The sequence below is a fragment of the Methylobacterium sp. Leaf87 genome, from assembly GCF_001422775.1.
Lineage (GTDB): Bacteria > Pseudomonadota > Alphaproteobacteria > Rhizobiales > Beijerinckiaceae > Methylobacterium.
Map to the genome: position 1 here is coordinate 88,624 of NZ_LMMI01000034.1, position 19,285 is coordinate 107,908.

Below are 19,285 nucleotides of genomic sequence, written 5' to 3' on the forward strand. Positions count from 1 at the left end.
ACCGCACCGGCCCGTCCGGTTCTCGAGAAGGTTCGTCATGACGCTGCCGACACCTCGCGCGGCTTGGTCCTCCCTCGTTGGCCTCGTCCTGCTCCTCGGTGCGGCCCCGCCCGCCGCTGCGCAATGGGGCGATTCCTACGACGCGCCTTCGCGAAGGGCGCGGGAGTATTACCGCGACGACGGCGGCTATGGCGCCCGGCAGTCGAACCGTCGTTACGCGCCGCCGCCGCAGGAAGCACCGCGCCAGTTCTATTGGCCGTGGGAGGACCGGCCCCAGCAGGCACAGCCGGCGCCGACGCCGACCATTCGCCCGACGCCGCGGCCGCGCACGCCCACCTATGCCGACGATCCTCGTGCGGTCCGGCGCAAGCCGCGCCCGGCGCCGGTCATCGCGCAGCCGAAGCCCACCGTGCCCAAGGCCGAGCCCGCCACCCGGATCGCGGTATTCGGGGATTCCCTGGCCGGCTCCCTCGGCACCGGACTCACCGATGTGTTCGAGGACAACACCGAGATCGGCATCGTCGACCGATCGCGCGCCGACAGTGGCCTGGTACGCAAGGATATCGTGGATTGGCCGAAGGCCGTCGAGGACACCCTCAAGTCCACTCCGAAGGTCGCGTATGCGCTGGTGATGGTCGGTGCGAACGACCGTCAACCGATCCGGGATGGCGACCAGACCATCGAGCCCCTTAGCGAACGTTGGCGCCAGATCTACGGGGAGCGCGTCGAAGCCCTGGTGAAGGTGTTCTCCGACCACAAGATCCCGCTGATCTGGGTCGGAGTGCCGCCGATGCGCAGCGAATCCCTCACCAAGGATCTCGCCGAAATCAACGATATCGCCCGCGAGCGCGTTGCCAAAGCGGGTCAGACCTACGTCGATATCTGGCCGGGTTTCGTCGACGACCGCAACCGCTACGCCGCCACGGGGCCGGATCTCGACGGACAGGAGGCGAAGCTGCGCGCTGGCGACGGCGTCCATTTCACCAAGGCCGGCGCGCGCAAACTCGCGCACTTCGCCGATGTCGAGTTGAAGCGGATGATGGGGACGAGCGCGACGCCGGCCGTCCCGGTCGCAACCGCTCCCGCTGTACCGGCCGAGGGTGAGGCTCCTCGCCTCGACGATGCGGCGGCCATCGACCGCCAGATCACCGCCATGCTGCCGAGTCTCCCAGAGCCACCCGGCATCCCGGCCCTGCCGGTCAAACCGGCCGCCGGGCCGGTGATTCCGCTTGGAAGGGCTGAACTCGCGCCTGGAGGAACGCTTATCAGCGGGCGGCCCCGCGACGCCGATCCATCCGGCAACGTCGAGCGGGCACTCCTACGGGGTGCCGCACCCGTGACGCAACCGGGGCGGGCAGACGACTTCCGCTGGCCGCCGGGCTGAACCGGCGCCCCTGCTTTCCTATCGCGGCAGGACGCTGGCGCCCATGAGCGCCTCGTCGATGGACCGCGCGGCCTGCCGGCCCTCGCGGATCGCCCACACCACGAGAGATTGCCCACGGCGCATGTCGCCGGCGACGTAGATCTTTTCGTTCGAGGTCCGATAATCGACGGTGTCGGCAGTGACGTTGCCACGCTTGTCCATGGTCACACCGGATTCTTCCAGCAAGCCCTTACGAACGGAGCCGGCGAAGCCGATCGCCAGGAAGACGAGATCGGCCGGCAGCACGAACTCGCCGCCCGGGACGGGCTGGCGCTTCTCGTCGACGCGGGTGCAGACCACGCCGGTGAGCTTACCCTTCTTGCCTTCGAGACGCAGGGTCGCCGCCTGGAACTCGCGCTCGGCGCCCTCGGCCTGGCTCGACGAGGTTCGCATCTTCGTCGGCCAGTACGGCCAGACCGAGAGCTTGTCCTCGCGCTCCGGCGGACGCGGGCGGATATCGAGCTGCGTCACAGACAGGGCGCCCTGGCGGAACGAGGTCCCGACGCAATCGGACGCCGTGTCGCCGCCGCCGATGACGACGACGTTCTTCGCCGTTGCGAGGATCGGCTGTTCGCCGTTGCCCGGCATCGGCTCCGCCCCGACCCGGCGGTTGGACTGGACGAGGAACGGCATGGCGTAGTGCACGCCGATCAGGTCCTGACCCGGCAGCTGCGGGTTACGCGGGTCTTCTGCGCCTCCGGCGAACAGAACCGCGTCGTGCTCGGCCGAGAGCTCGTCGAGGGGCTTCGTCACGCCGACATTCACGCCGTAGTGGAAGCGGACGCCCTCCGCCTCCATCTGCTTCACACGCCGGTCGATATGGCGCTTCTCCATCTTGAAGTCGGGGATGCCGTAGCGCAGCAGGCCACCGGCCTTCGGCTCACGCTCGAAGACATGGACCTCGTGGCCGACGCGAGCGAGCTGCTGCGCCGCGGCCATGCCGGCGGGACCGGACCCGATGACCGCAACCTTCTTGCCGGTCTTGTGGCTGGCCGGCTCGGGCTTGACCCATCCGTTGTTCCAGGCGCGATCGGCGATGGCCTGCTCGATGGTCTTGATCGCCACAGGCTGATTCTCGAGGTTCAGCGTGCAGGCCTCCTCGCAGGGCGCAGGGCAGATGCGGCCGGTGAACTCGGGAAAGTTGTTCGTGGAGTGCAGGTTGCGCGCCGCCTCTTCCCAATCCGACTGGAACACGAGCTCGTTCCAGTCCGGAATCTGGTTGTGGACCGGGCAGCCGGTATCCCCGTGGCAGAACGGAATGCCGCAATCCATGCAGCGGGCCGCCTGCTTTTTCAGGTCATGCTCGTCCAGCGGCAGCGTGAACTCACGAAAATGCCGCACGCGGTCGGCGGCGAGCTGATACTTCTGCTCCTGCCGGTCGAATTCGAGGAAACCCGTGACCTTGCCCATCGTCTGACTGTCTTTCGCGAGTCTGTCTGATCCGTCGCACGGAAAGCGGCCGGATCGGCCTGTTCCGCTTTCTTCCTCCGAACCGGCATCTTCGCCAGCTCGCTTCTCATGTCGTTCGCCCGGTCGCGCAAACCGCCACCCTCTGGGTAGGATCACCCGAGCGACGATCGTGTCGGGTTACGACACGGGTCTGCAGTGCGGAGCCTACTCGGCTGCCACAGGCATCCGCGCCATTTCCATCTCGCGCAGTGCCCGGCGGTACTCGACCGGCATCACCTTGACGAACTTGGTGCGGTAGCCGGCCCAATCGTCGAGAATTTCCTTGGCACGCGGGGAGCCCGTGTACTTCAGGTGGTTGGTGATGAGTTGGCTCAGGCGCTCCTCGTCGTGGCCCGACATGTCGGCAAGGATATCGACGCGGCCTTTGGTCTCGAGGTCGCCGTCCTGATGGAAGCGACGCATCAGGTCGTCCTCCTCCTCGATGGGCTCGAGATCGACCATGGACAGATTGCAGCGGGCCGAGAAGGAGCCATCGGCATCGAGGACGTAGGCGATGCCGCCCGACATGCCGGCCGCGAAGTTGCGCCCGGTCTCGCCAATGGAGACGACGACGCCGCCCGTCATGTACTCGCAGCCATGGTCGCCCATGCCCTCGACCACCGCGATGGCGCCAGAGTTGCGCACGGCGAAGCGCTCGCCGGCCGAGCCCCGGATGTAGGCCTCGCCCGCAATGGCGCCGTACAGCACGGTGTTGCCGGCCATGATCGTGTGCGCGGACGGCGCCCGCAGAGCGTCGGACGGGCGGATGATGAGCTTGCCGCCCGACAGGCCCTTGCCGACGTAGTCGTTGGCATGGCCCGTCAGCACCACGGTGACGCCTGCGGCGAGCCAGGCACCGAAGCTCTGACCGGCGGTGCCCGACAGGTTCACCCGGATGGTGTCGTCGGGAAGCCCCTCGTGGCCGTAGCGCTTGGCCACGGCGCCGGACAGCATGGCGCCGGCGGTGCGATCCGAATTCTTGATCACATCCTCGACCACGACAGCCTCGCCGCTCTCGAGCGCCGCCCTGGCACCGGCAATGAGGCGCAGATCCAGGACGTCGTCGATGGGGTGCTTCTGCTTCTCCGTATGCCGGATCGCCACGTGCGCCGGCACGTCCGGACGGTGGAACAGCTTCGAGAAATCGAGGCCCTTCGCCTTCCAGTGCTTGATCACCTCGAGGGTATCGAGGAAGTCCGCCCGGCCAATGAGGTCTTCGAGCTTGGTGTAGCCCATGGCTGCCATGAGCTCGCGCAACTCCTCGGCGACGAAGAAGAAGTAGTTGACCACATGCTCGGGCGTGCCCTTGAAGCGCTTGCGCAGGACGGGGTCCTGCGTCGCCACACCCACCGGGCAGGTGTTCAGGTGGCACTTGCGCATCATGATGCAGCCGGCGGCGATGAGCGGCGCGGTGGAAAAGCCGAACTGGTCGGCACCGAGCAGCGCCGCGACGAGGACGTCGCGACCTGTGCGGATGCCGCCATCGGCCTGAAGCACCACGCGGCCGCGCAGGTGGCTCAGCACAAGGGTCTGCTGGGTCTCGGCGAGACCCGTCTCCCACGGACCACCGGCGTGCTTGATGGAGGTGAGCGGCGCCGCGCCCGTGCCGCCATCGAATCCCGAGATGGTGATGTGGTCGGCCCGTGCCTTGGCGACACCAGTCGCCACGGTGCCGACGCCGACTTCCGACACCAGCTTTACCGAGACGTCGGCATCCGGGTTGACGTTCTTTAAGTCGAAGATGAGCTGGGCGAGATCCTCGATGGAATAGATGTCGTGGTGCGGCGGCGGTGAGATCAGGCCGACGCCCGGGGTGGCGTAGCGGACCTTGGCGATCTTGGCGTCGACCTTGTGACCGGGCAGCTGGCCGCCTTCGCCGGGCTTGGCGCCCTGCGAGACCTTGATCTGCATCATATCGGCGTTGACGAGATATTCCGTCGTCACGCCGAAGCGGCCGGACGCCACCTGCTTGATCGCCGAGCGGCGCGAACGCCCATCGGCCATGGGCTTGAAGCGCTCGACCTCCTCGCCGCCCTCGCCCGAATTCGAGCGGCCGCCGAACGAATTCACGGCGATGGCCAAGGTTTCGTGTGCTTCCTTGGAGATGGAGCCGTACGACATGGCGCCCGTGGCGAAGCGCTTGACGATGTTTACGGCCGGTTCGACCGCCTCGATGGCGACGGGTTCGCGGCCGAGTTCAGCCGCCTGCTTGATGCGGAACAGGCCCCGGATGGTCTTGAGGTGGCTCTCCTGCTCGTTCACGAGGCGGGCGTATTCGCGGTAGCGCTCGGGAAGGCCGAGGCGCACGGCGTGCTGGAGCGTCGCCACGGAATCCGGCGTCCAAGTGTGGCTCTCGCCGCGCAGGCGGTAGGCGTACTCGCCGCCCACATCCAGCGCCGTGCGGTAGACCGGTGCATCGCCGAACGCGTCGGTGTGACGGCGCGCCGTCTCCTCGGCGACCTCGGCCATGCCGATGCCCTCGATGGTGGTGGCGGTTCCGAAGAAGTCCCGCGCGACGAAGGCCGAGTTCAGGCCGATGGCGTCGAAGATCTGCGCACCGCAATAGGACTGGTAGGTCGAGATGCCCATCTTGGACATGACCTTGAGCAGGCCCTTATCGATGGACTTGATGTAGCGGTAGACGATCTCGTCCGGGGTCAGGTCCGGCGGGAACTCGTCCTTCATCGCGATCAGCGTCTCGAAGGCGAGGTAGGGGTTGATCGCCTCGGCGCCGTAGCCGGCGAGACACGCGAAGTGGTGCACTTCGCGTGGCTCGCCCGATTCCACCACGAGACCCACGGAGGTGCGAAGCCCCTTGCGGATGAGGTAGTTGTGTACGGCGGCCGTGGCGAGGAGCGCGGGAATCGCGATTCGATCGGGGCCGACGCCGCGATCCGACAGGATGATGATGTTGTAGCCACCGCGCACGGCGACCTCGGCCCGGTCGCACAGGCGGTCGACGGCGCCCTCCATGGCGGCCGCCCCGGTCTCGGCCGGGAAGGTCATGTCGAGGGTCTTCGTGTCGAACCGGTCCTCGAAGTGCGAGATCGAGCGGATCTTCTCGAGATCGCCGTTGGTGAGGATCGGCTGCCGGACTTCCAGGCGCTTCTTGCGGGATGCGCCTTCCATGTCGAGGAGGTTCGGGCGCGGACCGATGAACGAGACGAGGCTCATGACAGCCTCCTCGCGGATCGGGTCGATGGGCGGGTTGGTGACCTGCGCGAAGTTCTGCTTGAAGTAGGAGTAGAGCGACTTCGGCTTGTCCGAGAGGGCCGAGAGCGGCGTGTCGGTGCCCATGGAACCCACCGCCTCCTGGCCGGTCACGGCCATGGGCGCCATGAGCAGCTTGAGGTCTTCCTGGCTGTAGCCGAACGCCTGCTGGCGATCGAGCAGCGACACGTCCGAGCGCGAGGCGCGCGGGATCACGGGCTTCAGGTCCTCCAGCACGATCTGGGTGTTCTTCACCCACTCGGCATAGGGGTGGGCTGCGGCGAGCTCGCTCTTGATCTCCTCGTCGGAGACGATGCGGCCCTTCTCCAGATCGATGAGCAGCATCCGGCCCGGCTGCAAACGCCAGGACTCAACGATCTTCTCGTCGGGGATCGGCAGCACGCCCATTTCGGAGGCGAGCACCACGAGGCCGTCGTCGGTGACGAGGTAGCGCGCGGGACGCAGGCCGTTGCGGTCCAGCGTCGCGCCGATCTGGCGGCCGTCGGTGAAGCACACGGCGGCCGGACCGTCCCACGGCTCCATCAGGGCGGCGTGGTATTCGTAGAACGCCTTGCGCTCCTCGTTCATGAGCGGATTGCCCGCCCACGCCTCGGGGATCAGCATCATCATGGCGTGGGCCAGCGAGTAGCCGCCCTGCACGAGGAATTCGAGGGCATTGTCGAAGCACGCGGTGTCGGACTGACCCTCGTAGGAGATCGGCCACAGCTTCGAGATGTCGTTGCCGAACAGCTCGGAATCGACGCTGGCCTGGCGCGCAGCCATCCAGTTGACGTTGCCCCGCAGGGTGTTGATCTCGCCGTTATGCGCGACCATCCGGTAGGGGTGCGACAGGCGCCAGGTCGGGAAGGTGTTGGTGGCGAAGCGCTGATGCACGAGGGCGAGGCCCGAGACGTAACGCTCGTCCTGCAGGTCGCGATAATAGTCGCCGAGCTGGGTCACCAGCACCATGCCCTTGTAGACGATGGTCCGGGTCGACAGCGAGACGGGATAATAGACGTCGGCCCGCGGGTCCTTGAGGCCGTAGACCTTGTTCGAGATCACCTTGCGGACGGTGAAGAGGCGGCGCTCGAAAGCGTCCTCGTCCGTGATGGCGGCCGGGCGGCCGATGAAAACCTGGCGGTGGTGGGGCTCGGTCTCCTTGACCATCACCCCGAGGTCGCTCGGGTCCACGGGAACGTCGCGCCAGCCGAGCAGCGGCAGGCCCTCCTCGGCCAGGGCCTTCTCGACGATCTCCTCGATGAGCCGCCGCGCCTCGTCGTCCTTCGGCAGGAAGAACTGGCCGATGCCGTAATGGCCCGGCTCCGGCAGGGTGATACCGAGCGTGGCGCACTCGGCCGTGAAGAAGGCATGCGGAATCTGCGTGAGGATGCCACAACCGTCGCCCATCTTAGGATCGGCGCCCACGGCGCCGCGATGGTCGAGGTTCTTCAGGATTTGAAGCCCTTGTACGACGATGGCGTGGGTCCGGCGATCGTGCATGTCGGCGACGAAGCCGACACCGCAGGCATCGCCTTCGCGGGCAGGATCGTACAACCCCTGAGCCTTGGGCAGCGCCTGATCCCGCACGACGAGCGGCGCACCGCCGTCTCGGGTGGCTGGAATGGACGCCTGAAGCGCCCCGAATTCAGCAGATGCGACCACGCTCACCATTCCTCGCCTCCGACGTGCTCGCTTGCGAGCATGTTTCGTGCCCAAGCGCCAAACGGCTCCCGGGTGCATCCTCTCGACGACGTCGGCTCTCAGCGGATCTGTTTGTCAGCGGGACTTCGGTGAGGAAGCGCCCGCGACCCGCGGGCACGACGCCGGCTTGGTCTCAAGCCACGCGGACCCGGATCGCCACGATGGCGATCGTCTTCGAATCTCGTTTGTTCGCCGGAAACGTCACCCGCGGAGATCCTTGGCCATCCAGGAAGTCACTACCCCGGAAATGGGACAGCGTTGCTGTCCTAACGACGGAAAGTGACAGATTTTAAACGCTCCAGCAAGGCCCGTTCCGACGGCTTGTAAGCCTTTTCCGCGCGCGCGAACGTTTCACGGCCCGCTCCGTTGCCGCAGGTACGGGTTTGGATCGAGTCCTGCTTCGGCATACCCCGACAGAAACCCGCCTCGAAGCCCTCGCATTCCCGCCCCAATCCCACGCTTAACAGGACCTTGCCGGGCACAAGCGGCATGCGGGGGCGAGGCCCTGGCGGAGACCCACCGGAGGACCCGCGCCAACAGCGGGCCTCCGGATCGAACCTTCTGAACGAGGCCTCATGATCGTGCGTGGTCAGAACCAGCGCAGCAAGCCCCGTCCGCGCGCGTCAATGCCGCGCCTCTCAAAGATACTGTGCGGCCTCACCCTGTCCGTCTTCGGATCGGGAATCGCCATGGCGCAGTATTTTGACGACCGCGACATGCCGATGCCGCCGCGCGCCGTGGTCTGGCGACTGAACGACCACGGATTCACTGCCGTCACCCGACCCCAATTCGACGGTCGCGCCTACGTCGTCGAAGCCGACGACCCCTACGGCGAGCGCGTGCGCGTGTTCGTCGATGCCCACGATGGCGCAATCCTTCGTCGCCAACGTCTGAACGTCGCCTTCGCCTCGCCGCCGGTGCGCGTTGCGCGGCCGGCGCCGGGATACGGTTGGACCGAGGAGGAGGCGGTTCCGCGCCGTCCCGTCCGTGAAGCGGAGCGAATCATACCGCCCAGCACCGTTCCGAATGCAGCGCTTCGCCGCGCGCCGCTCGATGCCGTTCGGGTGGGCCGAGCCGAACCGCTGGACCGCAATCCAATGGGCTTGAATCCCGACGCGCCGTCGCAAGCTCAAATCCCCCCCCAAGCTCCGGGTAAGGTGGTCCGGCTCAATCCTCCGCCGAAGCCGGCCGCTAGCCGGATCACCCCGCAGGCACCCCGCCTGTCCGAGACACCTTCGTCAAAGCCGGAAGTGCGGGAGCCGGCGGCTGCCTCCCTCGAAGCCCCGAAGTCCGTGACGCCAGCGACGAACGCCACTGCGCCGACACCAGCTGCCATGCAGCCGCAAATCGACGCGAAGGCGCCTAAAGCGTGGAAGGACCCACCCGCGGATCAGAAGAAGTCGGTTCGGGTGATCGGCGGCGCCACCATCGTGCCGGGGGCAACACCGCCGAGCGAGCCAGCCAAAGACTGACGTCCCCCAGTCAGCCGGCGTCGCTCGCGCCGGCGCCCTGAAGCGCGGGGTCCCGGGTGGCAGCGCGCACGGGGCTCTCTGCCTGAGGCTTCTCGGTGATCGCCTGGAGTGCGAGCGGATCGAGCCCACTCCCTTCCGTGGGGCCGAAAGCGACGAGGGCGTGGCGCATCTTGGGAGTCCAGAACGCCACGATGTGCTTGTGGATGCCGGCAACAGCCTCGTCGTCCGGATACGAGCGGAAGAAGGTGGCGATCTGGTTCGCCATGCGGACGAGTTTCTGATCGGATGTCATGGCGCTCATGGGGACGCTCGCGTCGTTTGCGTTGCAGGATCGATCAGAGAGACGGGGCGAGGATCAAACGCTCGCGACCGTGAAAGACCGTGAGGGTGTCGGAGCGGGCGATAGCGCAGAGGGTCATGCCGTGCAGCCGCGCCCGGTCGATGGCCAGCGATGTCGGAGCGGAGATGGCAACGAGGATCGACGCGCCGAGGCTGGCCGCCTTTTCGACCATCTCGAACGAGCAACGGCTCGTGATCACGAGGAAACCGGTCGCCGGATCGATCCGCTCGCGCATCAGAGCGCCGATGAGTTTGTCGAGGCCGTTGTGACGCCCGACATCCTCCCTTATCGCGAAGAGGGACCCGTCGAGATTGGCCCAGGCGGCGGCGTGAACCGCGCGGGTCCGACGATTCAGCACCTGTGCCTCACCGAGTGTGGTGAGAGCCCGTTCGATAGCGGCGATTCCGACACTGCCCGCCCCATCGACGCGAGCTTCGGCCATGGGAAGTGCGGAGAGATCGTCGATCCCGCATACGCCGCAACCGGTCCGGCCACTGATGGCACGTTTGCGGGCAAGGTGCTCACGAAGGCGCCCCGGAGCGAGGTCGACGAGGAGGCGCAGGCCTCCATCGGCGATCTCGACCGTGACGTCCCGGATCTCGCCGGCCGAGGCCACGATGCCCTCCGTGAGGCTGAACCCGTAGGCAAAATCCACGAGGTCGGCCGGCGTCGTCATCATCACCGCGTACGGCACGCTGCCGTAGACGAGGTTGACCGGCATCTCGACAGCGAGGTCGCGCTCGCCCGGCCGGGCCGCGGGATCGTCGTACGCGACGACCAAGGTCTTGACGCGCCGGGCGGTCTCGGCCGGCGCGTCGTTCTCGTTCAGGTCCTGGCTACTCGGCAGCATTCAACTGGGTCGCGATACGGGTCAGGGAGAAGTCCTCTTCATAGAACTTCGCCTGCCAATCGGAAGGCCGGTTGGTGCGCCGGACCTGCACCGCCGTCACCTTGTACTCGGGGCAGTTGGTGGCCCAGTCCGAGTAGTCCGTGGTGATGACGTTGGCGCCGGTCTTGGCATGGTGGAACGTGGTGTAGACCACGCCCGGTTGCATCCGCTCGGAGACCACGGCCTTGAGGGCGATGTCGCCCGAGCGGCTTTCCAGCGCCACGAGGTCGCCGTCGACGACGCCGCGCACCTCGGCGTCGAACGGATGGATCTCCAGCACGTCCTCCTCGTGCCAGCGCGAGTTCTCAGTGCGGCGGGTCTGAGCGCCGACATTGTACTGCGACAGGATACGCCCGGTGGTGAGGATGAGCGGGAAGCGCGGACCCGTGCGCTCCTCGGTCGGTACGTACTCGGTGATCATGAACTTGCCCAAGCCCCGCACGAAACGGTCGACGTGCATCATCGGCGTGCCACGCGGCGCCGCGTCGTTGCACGGCCACTGGATCGAGCCGAGTTCGTCGATCTTGGCGAAGCTCACACCCTTGAAGCTCGGGGTGAGCGAGGCGATCTCGTCCATGATCTCGGACGGGTGACTGTAGTTCATCGGGTAGCCCAGGGCGTTCGAGAGCAGCATCGTGCCCTCCCAGTCGCCAACGCCGGAGAGCGGCGGCATCACCTTGCGCACGCGGGAAATACGGCGCTCGGCATTGGTGAAGGTGCCGTCCTTTTCGAGGAACGAAGCGCCCGGAAGGAAGACATGGGCGTACTTTGCCGTCTCGTTGAGGAAGATGTCCTGGATGACGATGCACTCCATCGCCATCAGGCCGGCTGTGACGTGGTGCGTATCGGGGTCGGACTGGGCGATGTCCTCACCCTGGATGTACATGCCCTTGAAGGCGCCATCGACGGCCTCGTCGAGCATGTTGGTGATGCGCAGGCCAGGATCCTTGTCGAGCGAGACGCCCCACAGGGATTCGAAGGTCTCGCGGGTCGCGTCGTCGGAGACATGGCGGTAGCCCGGCAGTTCGTGCGGGAACGAACCCATGTCGCACGAACCCTGGACGTTGTTCTGACCGCGGAGCGGATTCACGCCTGCGCCCAGCATGCCGATGTTGCCGGTGGCCATGGCGATGTTGGCCATGCCCATGACCATGGTCGAGCCCTGGCTGTGCTCGGTCACGCCGAGACCGTAATAGATGCCGGCCGCGCCACCCTTGGCGTAGAGGCGAGCGGCACCCCGGAGCTCGGCCGGATCGATGCCGGTGAAGCGCTCCTGGGCCTCGGGCGAGTGGCGCTCGTCGGCGACGAACCGCGCCCAGGCCTCGAAGTCGCCGAGATCGCAGCGCTCGCGAACGTAGGCCTCGTCGATCAGCCCCTCGGTGACGATGACGTGCGCCATCGAGTTGATGAAGGCGACGTTGGAGCCGGGCTTCAGGGGCAGGTGGAAGTCGGCTTTGACGTGGGGCGACTTCACCAGATCGATTTTTCTCGGGTCCGCGACGATGAGTTTTGCCCCTTCCCGGAGGCGCTTCTTCATCCGCGAGCCGAAGACAGGGTGGCCGTCGGTGGGGTTGGCGCCGATGACCAGGATGACGTCGGAATGCGCCACCGAGGCGAAGTCCTGGGTGCCGGCCGAGGTGCCCAGCGTCGACATCAGGCCGTAGCCGGTAGGCGAGTGGCAGACGCGGGCGCAGGTGTCGACGTTGTTGTTGCCGAAGGCGGCGCGGACCAGCTTCTGGACGAGGTAAGCCTCCTCGTTAGTGCAGCGCGACGAGGTGATGCCGCCGACCGAATCCTTGCCGTATGTCTTCTGGATGCGCTTGAACTCGGACGCGGCGCGGTCGATGGCGACCTCCCACGACACTTCCTGCCAGGGGTCCGTGATCTTGTCGCGGATCATCGGCTTGGTGATGCGGTCCTTGTGGGTGGCGTAGCCGTAGGCGAAGCGTCCCTTCACGCAGCTATGGCCCTCGTTGGCCTTGCCGCCCTTGTAGGGAACCATCCGCACCACGCGGGTGCCCTGCATCTCGGCCTTGAACGAGCAGCCGACGCCGCAATAGGCGCAGGTGGTGATCTCGGAGTGATCGGGCTGGCCGTGCTCGATGATCGACTTCTCCTGGAGCGTCGCCGTAGGGCAGGCCTGCACGCAGGCGCCGCAGGACACGCACTCGGACTCCATGAAGTTCGTCGGGCCGGCGGCGACGCGGCTGTCGAAGCCGCGGCCCTCGATGGTGAGCGCGAAGGTGCCCTGCACCTCTTCACACGCGCGGACGCAGCGATTGCAGACGATGCACTTCGACGGATCGTAGGTGAAGTAGGGGTTCGAGGTGTCCTTCGGCAGGTACTGGTCCGAGGACGGCTTGACGTGGTTGGCGCCGTCGTAGCCGTAGCGCACGTCGCGTAGGCCGACCGCGCCGGCCATGTCCTGCAACTCGCAATCGCCGTTGGCCGCGCAAGTCAGGCAGTCGAGGGGGTGATCGGAGATGTAGAGCTCCATCACGCCCTTTCGGAGCTTGGCCAGCTTGTCCGTCTGCGTCGAGACCACCATGCCGTTCTCGGCCGGGGTGGTGCAGGAGGCGGGGGTACCGCGCCGGCCCTCGATCTCCACGAGGCAAAGGCGGCAGGAGCCAAAGGCTTCCAGCGAATCGGTGGCGCAGAGCTTCGGGATCTGCGTGCCGGCGTGCATGGCGGCGGCCATGACGGAGGTGCCGGCCGGCACTGTGACGTGCATACCGTCGATGGTGAGCGTCACGGTCTGCTCGGACACCCGGATCGGGGTGCCGTAATCGATCTCTTTGATGAGGGCCATGGGTCGCGCCTCCTTACTCGGCGGCGACGGACATGTGTCCGCCACGCTCGAAATCCTCGGGGAAATGGGTGATTGCGCTCATGACGGGCATTGGGGTGAGCCCGCCCATGGCGCAGAGCGACCCGTCGGTCATGACGTCGCAAAGGTCTGAAATGACGGCCAGATTGCGCTGGGTGTCCGTGCCGGCGATGACCTTGTCCATGGTCTCCACGCCGCGCGTCGCGCCGATGCGGCAGGGGGTGCACTTGCCGCAGGATTCCACCGCGCAGAACTCGAAGGCGAAGCGCGCCTGCTTGGCCATGTCCACGGTGTCGTCGAACACCACGATGCCGCCGTGGCCGACGAGGCCCTTCTTGGCCGCCATCGCCTCGTAATCGAGGGGCGTGTCGAGGAGGTGATCGGGAAAGTAAGCCCCGAGCGGGCCACCGACCTGAACCGCGCGCACCGGACGGCCGCTCTGCGTGCCGCCGCCGAAATCCTCGATGATCTCCCGGAGGGTGATGCCGAAGGCGTACTCGATGAGACCGCCATGCTTGATGTTGCCGGCGAGCTGGATCGCCAGCGTGCCGAGCGACCGGCCCATGCCGTATTCCGCATAGGCCTTGGCGCCGTACTCGAGGATGTAGGGCACGGCCGTGAAGGTCATCACGTTGTTGACCAGTGTCGGCTGGCCGAGGAAGCCCTTGAGCGCCGGGATCGGCGGCTTGGCGCGGACGATGCCGCGACGGCCTTCGAGGCTCTCCAGCAGCGAGGTCTCTTCGCCGCAGATATAGGCGCCGGCGCCGAGGCGCACTTCGAGGTGGAAGGCTTTGCCGGAGCCCATGACGTCGGCGCCGAGGAATCCGGCCTTCACCCCGTTGGCGATGGCTTCCTTCAGGGTCGCGAAGGCCTGCGGGTATTCCGAGCGAAGGTAGATGTAGCCGCGCGTAGCGCCCGTCGCGATGCCCGCGATGGTCATGCCCTCGATGAGGTTGAAGGGGTCGCCCTCCATCATCATGCGATCGGCGAAGGTCCCGGAATCACCCTCGTCGGCGTTGCAGACCACGTATTTCTGGTCCGACGCGGCGAGCATCACCGTGTTCCACTTGATGCCGGCCGGGAAACCGGCGCCGCCGCGCCCGCGCAGGCCGGACTCGCGCACCTCGGCGACGATGCCGGCGGCATCGAGCTTCAGGGCCGCTTCCAGACCCCTGTAGCCACCGTGCGCCCGGTAATCCTCGACGGAGACCGGATCGACGACGCCGCAGCGCTGGAAGGTGAGGCGATGCTGGCGGGCGAGGTAGGGGATCTTCTCGGGGTCGCCGAGGCGCAGGGGATGCTCCCCGCCGTCGACCAGGCCGGCGTCAAGCAACGCCTCGACATCCCCGGGGGTGACCGGACCGTAGGCGATGCGCCCGTCCGGCGTGCCGACCTCGACCATCGGCTCGAGCCACAGCATCCCGCGCGATCCCGTGCGGACGATGGTGACGTCGAGGCCCCGGCGCTCGGCACCGGCGAACAGGGCGCGTGCGACGCGGTTGGCCCCGAGTCCCAGGGCCACGGCATCGCGGGAAACGTAGAGGGTGATGCTCATGACTTCACCTCGGCGAGGGCCGATTCCAGGGAGTCGGCGGTGAGCCGGGCCAGGGGCTCGTCATCCACGAGGGCGCCGGGGCCGTTGGCGCAGAGGCCGAGGCAGTAGACCGGCTCGACGGTGACCTGCCCATCCGAAGTTGTGCCGTGCCAATCGATCCCGAGGCGGGCGAGGATGTCGGCGTGGAGCTTGTCCGAGCCCATGGCCTGACAGGCCTCGGCCCGGCACAGCTTCACCTGATGCTTGCCCGACGGGGCGCGGCGGAAGTCGTGGTAGAAGGTGATGCAGCCGTGGATCTCGGCGCGCGACAGGTTCAAAGCGTCGGCGATGAGCGGTACGGCCCCCTCGTCGACGTAGCCGAAGGTTTCCTGAAGGGCGTGCAAGATCGGAAGGGTCGCCCCTTCGAGATGAAGATGTTCGGCGATGATCCCGGCGGCGCGGGGCTCGCTCCAGGGCTCGTTCGGCAGCATTGTTCCACCCGGTTTATCTTGTTCTCGTTCCAAGGTGGTATATCACCGAGCTTGAATCAATCGCGCCTTTCCGTTGGTCGACAACGGATTTTTGTCAAAAGCCGATTGTGCAACGCAAAAACTCATAGCGACGGCATAGATCGCCGGGACGGCAAACCTCACAGAGAGGCAATATCCTGCGCGATGGTGGATGCGGCGGCGCGGGCCTCGACGATCAGGGCGGCGCAGAGTGGCGTCATCGGTTCACGCTCGGGCACGACGAGGCCGATAAGGTGGCTGACGTCGGGCTCGACGATGGGCACGGCCCGTACCCGCTCGCTGAGGCGGAAGCTGTCGGCCAGCACTGCCGGCATGATGCTGGCCCACTTCGCGGTCCGGACATGGGTGAGCAGCACGATCATCGAGTTCGATTCGAGGAGCGGCGCCGAGACCCGCCCGACATTGGTCAGGTGCCGGTCGATGATCCGGCGGTTCTGCATGTCGGGGGTGAGGAGGCAGAGCGGGATGCGGGCCACCTCCTCCCATGTCACCGAGTCCCGGGCGCCGAACACGCCGTCCACCGCCGTGAGCAGCCGGTAGCGCTCGCGGTAGAGCGGCACGGCGGTGAGGCGTCCCAGCGGCTCGTTCTCCAGGTAGGTGATGCCGGCATCGATCTCGAGATCGGCGATGAGGCGGCCGATCTCGCCCGAGGTGGTGGAGTGCACGGAGAACCGTACCTCGGGGTGGCGCATCCGGAACGGCGTCGTCAGGGCTGCGACGATGGGCGTCGCCGTGGGGATCGCGGCGAGCCGCAGGGTCCCGGACAGGCCGCGCCGGAGGCTCGCCACCTCCTCCCGCATGGCACGGGCATCCCCGACGATGCGGCGCGCCCATTCGAGCACCCGCTCGCCCTCCGGGGTGAAGCCCTGGAAGCGTGAGCCGCGCTGGACCAGCATGACGCCGAGGCGTTCCTCGAGCTGCTTCACGCCGGCCGACAGGGTCTGCTGCGAGACGTTGCAGACCTGCGCGGCCCGGCCGAAATGACGCTCGCGGGCGAGAGCGAGGATGAATTCGAGGCGTTCGATCACGGACCGGCACGAACCTCCCTGACGACGGGACTCCCCTTTGGTGGAACGCGCGCATCGCGCGAGTCCGACCCGGCGTAACCCGCTGGAATGCCGCCGATGCGACGCTGTTGCGGTTGCGCCCCCACAATCCATGTGGTCTGACACGCCGATCGGCATTCAAGGTGGGCAAAATCCGCGGGATGCCGCAACACCCGCAGAACGCACTTGCGCTTTCGTCTAAATATAGCAAGAGGCGCGGGGACAATCGATCACGTCATGGGGAGCCGAGAGAGGCAGATGCGGACGACGCAGGCGCAACACCGGTCATCATGGGGGCTTGCCGCGCTTGGCGCCGTCCTCGTCTCGTCATCCTCCGCGTTGGCGGCGGGCATCGGTCAACCCGTGCCCTGGCAGATGGACCGTCAGGTCCCGGTCACCGAGAATGCACGGGACATCCACACGTTCGAGCAGGGCATGCACTGGCTCTCGTTCGGCATCTCGCTCTTCGTGCTGGCGCTGATCCTGTATTGCGTCTTCCGCTTCAGCGAGAAGGCGAACCCAACGCCCTCGAAGACCACCCACAACACACTCATCGAGGTGGCCTGGACCATCGTCCCGGTGCTGATCCTCGTCGCCGTCGCGATTCCCTCGTTCCGCCTGCTGCGCACGCAGCTCTCGGACCCGAAGGCCGACGTGCTGGTGAAGGTGATCGGCCACGCCTGGTACTGGTCCTACGAGTATCCGGCCGTGGAGAACGGCGGGGGCTTCACGTTCGACGCCAACCTCGACGAGGACAAGCAGCCCAAGCTGCTCGGCACCGACAACGACATGGTCGTGCCGGTGAACAAGATCGTGAAGATCCAGGTCACCGCTGCCGACGTGCTGCATTCCTGGGCGATGCCGTCCTTCGGCTTCAAGATCGACGCCATCCCCGGCCGCCTCAACCAGTTCTGGTTCAAGGCAGAGCGCGAGGGCACCTATCACGGTCAGTGCTCCGAGCTCTGCGGCGCCCGTCACGCCTACATGCCGATCACGGTCCAGGTCGTGAGCGACGAGGCGTACGCGAAGTGGCTCGCCGAGGGTAAGACGAAGTTCGCTCGGATCGACAACGACACCTCGAAGTTCGCTGCGGCCCGCTGACGGGTCCGGCCGGACCGGGCGCGAAGGGCGCCCGGTCCGGCCTCGTTTCATGAGATTCAAGAGAAACCTGGACTGAGGTCTATCCATGGCTAACGCCGCAGCACATTCTGGGCACCACGACGCCCACGCCCACGATCACAAGCCGCCGTTCTTCTCCCGCTGGTTCCTGTCCACGAACCACAAGGACATCGGCACTCTCTATCTGCTGTTCGCCTTCTGCGCGGGCATCATCGGCGCGTTCCTCTCCTTCGGCATCCGCATGGAGATGGAGGAGCCCGGCCTCCAGTATTTCGCCAACCCCGGCACCTACAACGTGTTCGTGACCGGCCACGGCCTCATCATGGTGTTCTTCATGGTGATGCCCGCCCTCATCGGCGGCTTCGGCAACTGGTTCGTGCCCCTCATGATCGGCGCGCCCGACATGGCGTTCCCGCGCATGAACAACATCTCGTTCTGGCTGACGGTGGCGGGCTTCCTCAGCCTCGTCTGCTCGCTGTTCGTCGAGGGCGCTCCGGGCTCCAGCGGCGCCGGCACCGGCTGGACCGTCTACCCTCCGCTCTCCAGCGCCGGACATCCCGGCCCCGCCGTCGACTTCGCGATCTTCGCTCTCCACCTCTCGGGCGCCGGCTCGATCCTCGGCGCCATCAACTTCATCACCACGATCCTGAACATGCGCGCGCCGGGCATGACCCTGCACAAGATGCCGCTGTTCGCCTGGTCGATGCTGGTGACCGCGTTCCTGCTGCTCTTGTCGCTGCCGGTTCTCGCCGGCGCGATCACCATGCTGCTCACCGACCGCAACTTCGGCACGACCTTCTTCGATCCGGCCGGCGGCGGTGATCCGGTGCTCTACCAGCACCTGTTCTGGTTCTTCGGTCACCCCGAAGTGTACATCATGATCCTGCCGGCCTTCGGCATCGTCTCGCACATCATCTCGACCTTCTCGCGCAAGCCGGTGTTCGGATACCTCGCCATGGCCTACGCCATGGTGGCCATCGGCGTCGTCGGCTTCGTCGTGTGGGCACACCACATGTACACCGTCGGACTGTCGCTCCAGACCCAGTCCTACTTCGTGTTCGCCACCATGGTGATCGCGGTGCCCACCGGCGTAAAGATCTTCTCGTGGATCGCCACCATGTGGGGCGGGTCCATCCGCTTCACCGCCGCCATGCATTGGGCCGTCGGGTTCATCTTCCTGTTCACCGTCGGTGGCGTCACTGGCGTGGTGCTCGCGAACTCGGCCGTCGATAAGTACCTGCACGACACCTACTACGTCGTGGCGCACTTCCACTACGTGCTCTCGCTCGGCGCGGTGTTCATCATCTTCGCCGGTGTCTACTACTGGTTCCCGAAGATGACCGGCCACATCATCCCCGAATGGGCAGGCAAGCTGCACTTCTGGCTCGCCTTCATCGGCGCGAACGTACTGTTCTTCCCGATGCACTTCCTCGGTCTCGCCGGCATGCCGCGTCGCTATGCCGACTACCCGGAGGCGTTCGCCGGATGGCACAAGGTCTCGACCTGGGGCGGGCACATCTTCGCCCTCGGCATGGTGGTGTTCTTCATCGGCGTGGTTCTGGCGTTCCGCTCCAGCCGACGCGCCGCCGACAATCCCTGGGGTGAAGGTGCGACCACCCTCGAGTGGACGCTGTCGTCGCCGCCGCCCTTCCACCAGTTCGAGACGCTGCCCCGCATCGTTGACGAGCCGGGCCACTAAGAGAAAAGCCACAGCTTTTCGGATTGCGAGGACCGCGCCAGCGGTC

At 66.4% G+C, this 19,285-nt stretch carries 12 protein-coding genes; 4 read left to right on the forward strand and 8 right to left on the reverse strand.

From position 1 onward, the window contains the following. Positions 1 to 37 precede the first annotated feature (37 nt). Complete coding sequence (locus ASF22_RS15275; protein WP_056265873.1) at positions 38 to 1,384, forward strand: SGNH family hydrolase; 1,347 nt, start codon at positions 38 to 40, stop codon at positions 1,382 to 1,384. An 18-nt stretch (positions 1,385 to 1,402) separates the two neighbouring features. On the opposite strand, the gene ASF22_RS15280 is transcribed toward ASF22_RS15275, so the two are convergent. Next, the gene (locus ASF22_RS15280; RefSeq protein WP_056265875.1) at positions 1,403 to 2,833 is read right to left on the reverse strand and encodes a glutamate synthase subunit beta; all 1,431 of its coding nucleotides are present in this window, start codon (positions 2,831 to 2,833) and stop codon (positions 1,403 to 1,405) included. A 204-nt stretch (positions 2,834 to 3,037) separates the two neighbouring features. After that, entirely contained in the window at positions 3,038 to 7,705 is a 4,668-nt protein-coding gene (gene gltB / locus ASF22_RS15285) for a glutamate synthase large subunit (protein WP_244474310.1), read from the reverse strand. A gap of 653 nt (positions 7,706 to 8,358) precedes the next feature. Between gltB and ASF22_RS15290 the strand changes: the two genes are divergently transcribed. Then, the gene (locus ASF22_RS15290) at positions 8,359 to 9,255 is read left to right on the forward strand and encodes a hypothetical protein (protein WP_244474306.1); all 897 of its coding nucleotides are present in this window, start codon (positions 8,359 to 8,361) and stop codon (positions 9,253 to 9,255) included. A gap of 10 nt (positions 9,256 to 9,265) precedes the next feature. Here the strand turns inward: ASF22_RS15290 and ASF22_RS15295 are convergent, their stop codons facing one another. From ASF22_RS15295 to ASF22_RS15320, 6 genes are all read right to left on the reverse strand, one after another. Beyond that, positions 9,266 to 9,556 (reverse strand): formate dehydrogenase subunit delta, encoded by a 291-nt coding sequence (locus ASF22_RS15295; RefSeq protein WP_056171658.1) that lies wholly within the window; start codon positions 9,554 to 9,556, stop codon positions 9,266 to 9,268. 34 nt (positions 9,557 to 9,590) lie between these two features. Beyond that, positions 9,591 to 10,445, reverse strand: a complete 855-nt coding sequence (gene fdhD, locus ASF22_RS15300) for a formate dehydrogenase accessory sulfurtransferase FdhD (RefSeq protein ID WP_056265880.1) — start codon at positions 10,443 to 10,445, stop codon at positions 9,591 to 9,593. Continuing rightward, positions 10,432 to 13,293: a formate dehydrogenase subunit alpha gene (gene fdhF, locus ASF22_RS15305; protein ID WP_056171661.1), complete on the reverse strand. Its 2,862-nt coding sequence runs from the start codon at positions 13,291 to 13,293 to the stop codon at positions 10,432 to 10,434. The genes fdhD and fdhF overlap by 14 nt, the downstream gene beginning before the upstream one ends. 13 nt (positions 13,294 to 13,306) lie before the next feature. Then, positions 13,307 to 14,866 (reverse strand): formate dehydrogenase beta subunit, encoded by a 1,560-nt coding sequence (locus ASF22_RS15310; RefSeq protein WP_056265882.1) that lies wholly within the window; start codon positions 14,864 to 14,866, stop codon positions 13,307 to 13,309. Further along, the gene (locus ASF22_RS15315) at positions 14,863 to 15,336 is read right to left on the reverse strand and encodes a formate dehydrogenase subunit gamma (protein ID WP_056171665.1); all 474 of its coding nucleotides are present in this window, start codon (positions 15,334 to 15,336) and stop codon (positions 14,863 to 14,865) included. Before ASF22_RS15315 ends, ASF22_RS15310 begins: the two co-directional genes overlap by 4 nt. A gap of 158 nt (positions 15,337 to 15,494) precedes the next feature. Next, on the reverse strand, positions 15,495 to 16,403 hold the full coding sequence (locus ASF22_RS15320; protein WP_056171667.1) for a LysR family transcriptional regulator: 909 nt from the start codon (positions 16,401 to 16,403) through the stop codon (positions 15,495 to 15,497). 276 nt (positions 16,404 to 16,679) lie between these two features. Between ASF22_RS15320 and coxB the strand changes: the two genes are divergently transcribed. After that, a complete protein-coding gene (gene coxB, locus ASF22_RS15325) occupies positions 16,680 to 17,522 on the forward strand; it encodes a cytochrome c oxidase subunit II (protein ID WP_056265885.1) in 843 nt (280 codons plus the stop codon). Between the two features lie 85 nt (positions 17,523 to 17,607). Continuing rightward, entirely contained in the window at positions 17,608 to 19,239 is a 1,632-nt protein-coding gene (ctaD, locus tag ASF22_RS15330) for a cytochrome c oxidase subunit I (RefSeq protein ID WP_056171670.1), read from the forward strand. Positions 19,240 to 19,285 lie beyond the last annotated feature (46 nt).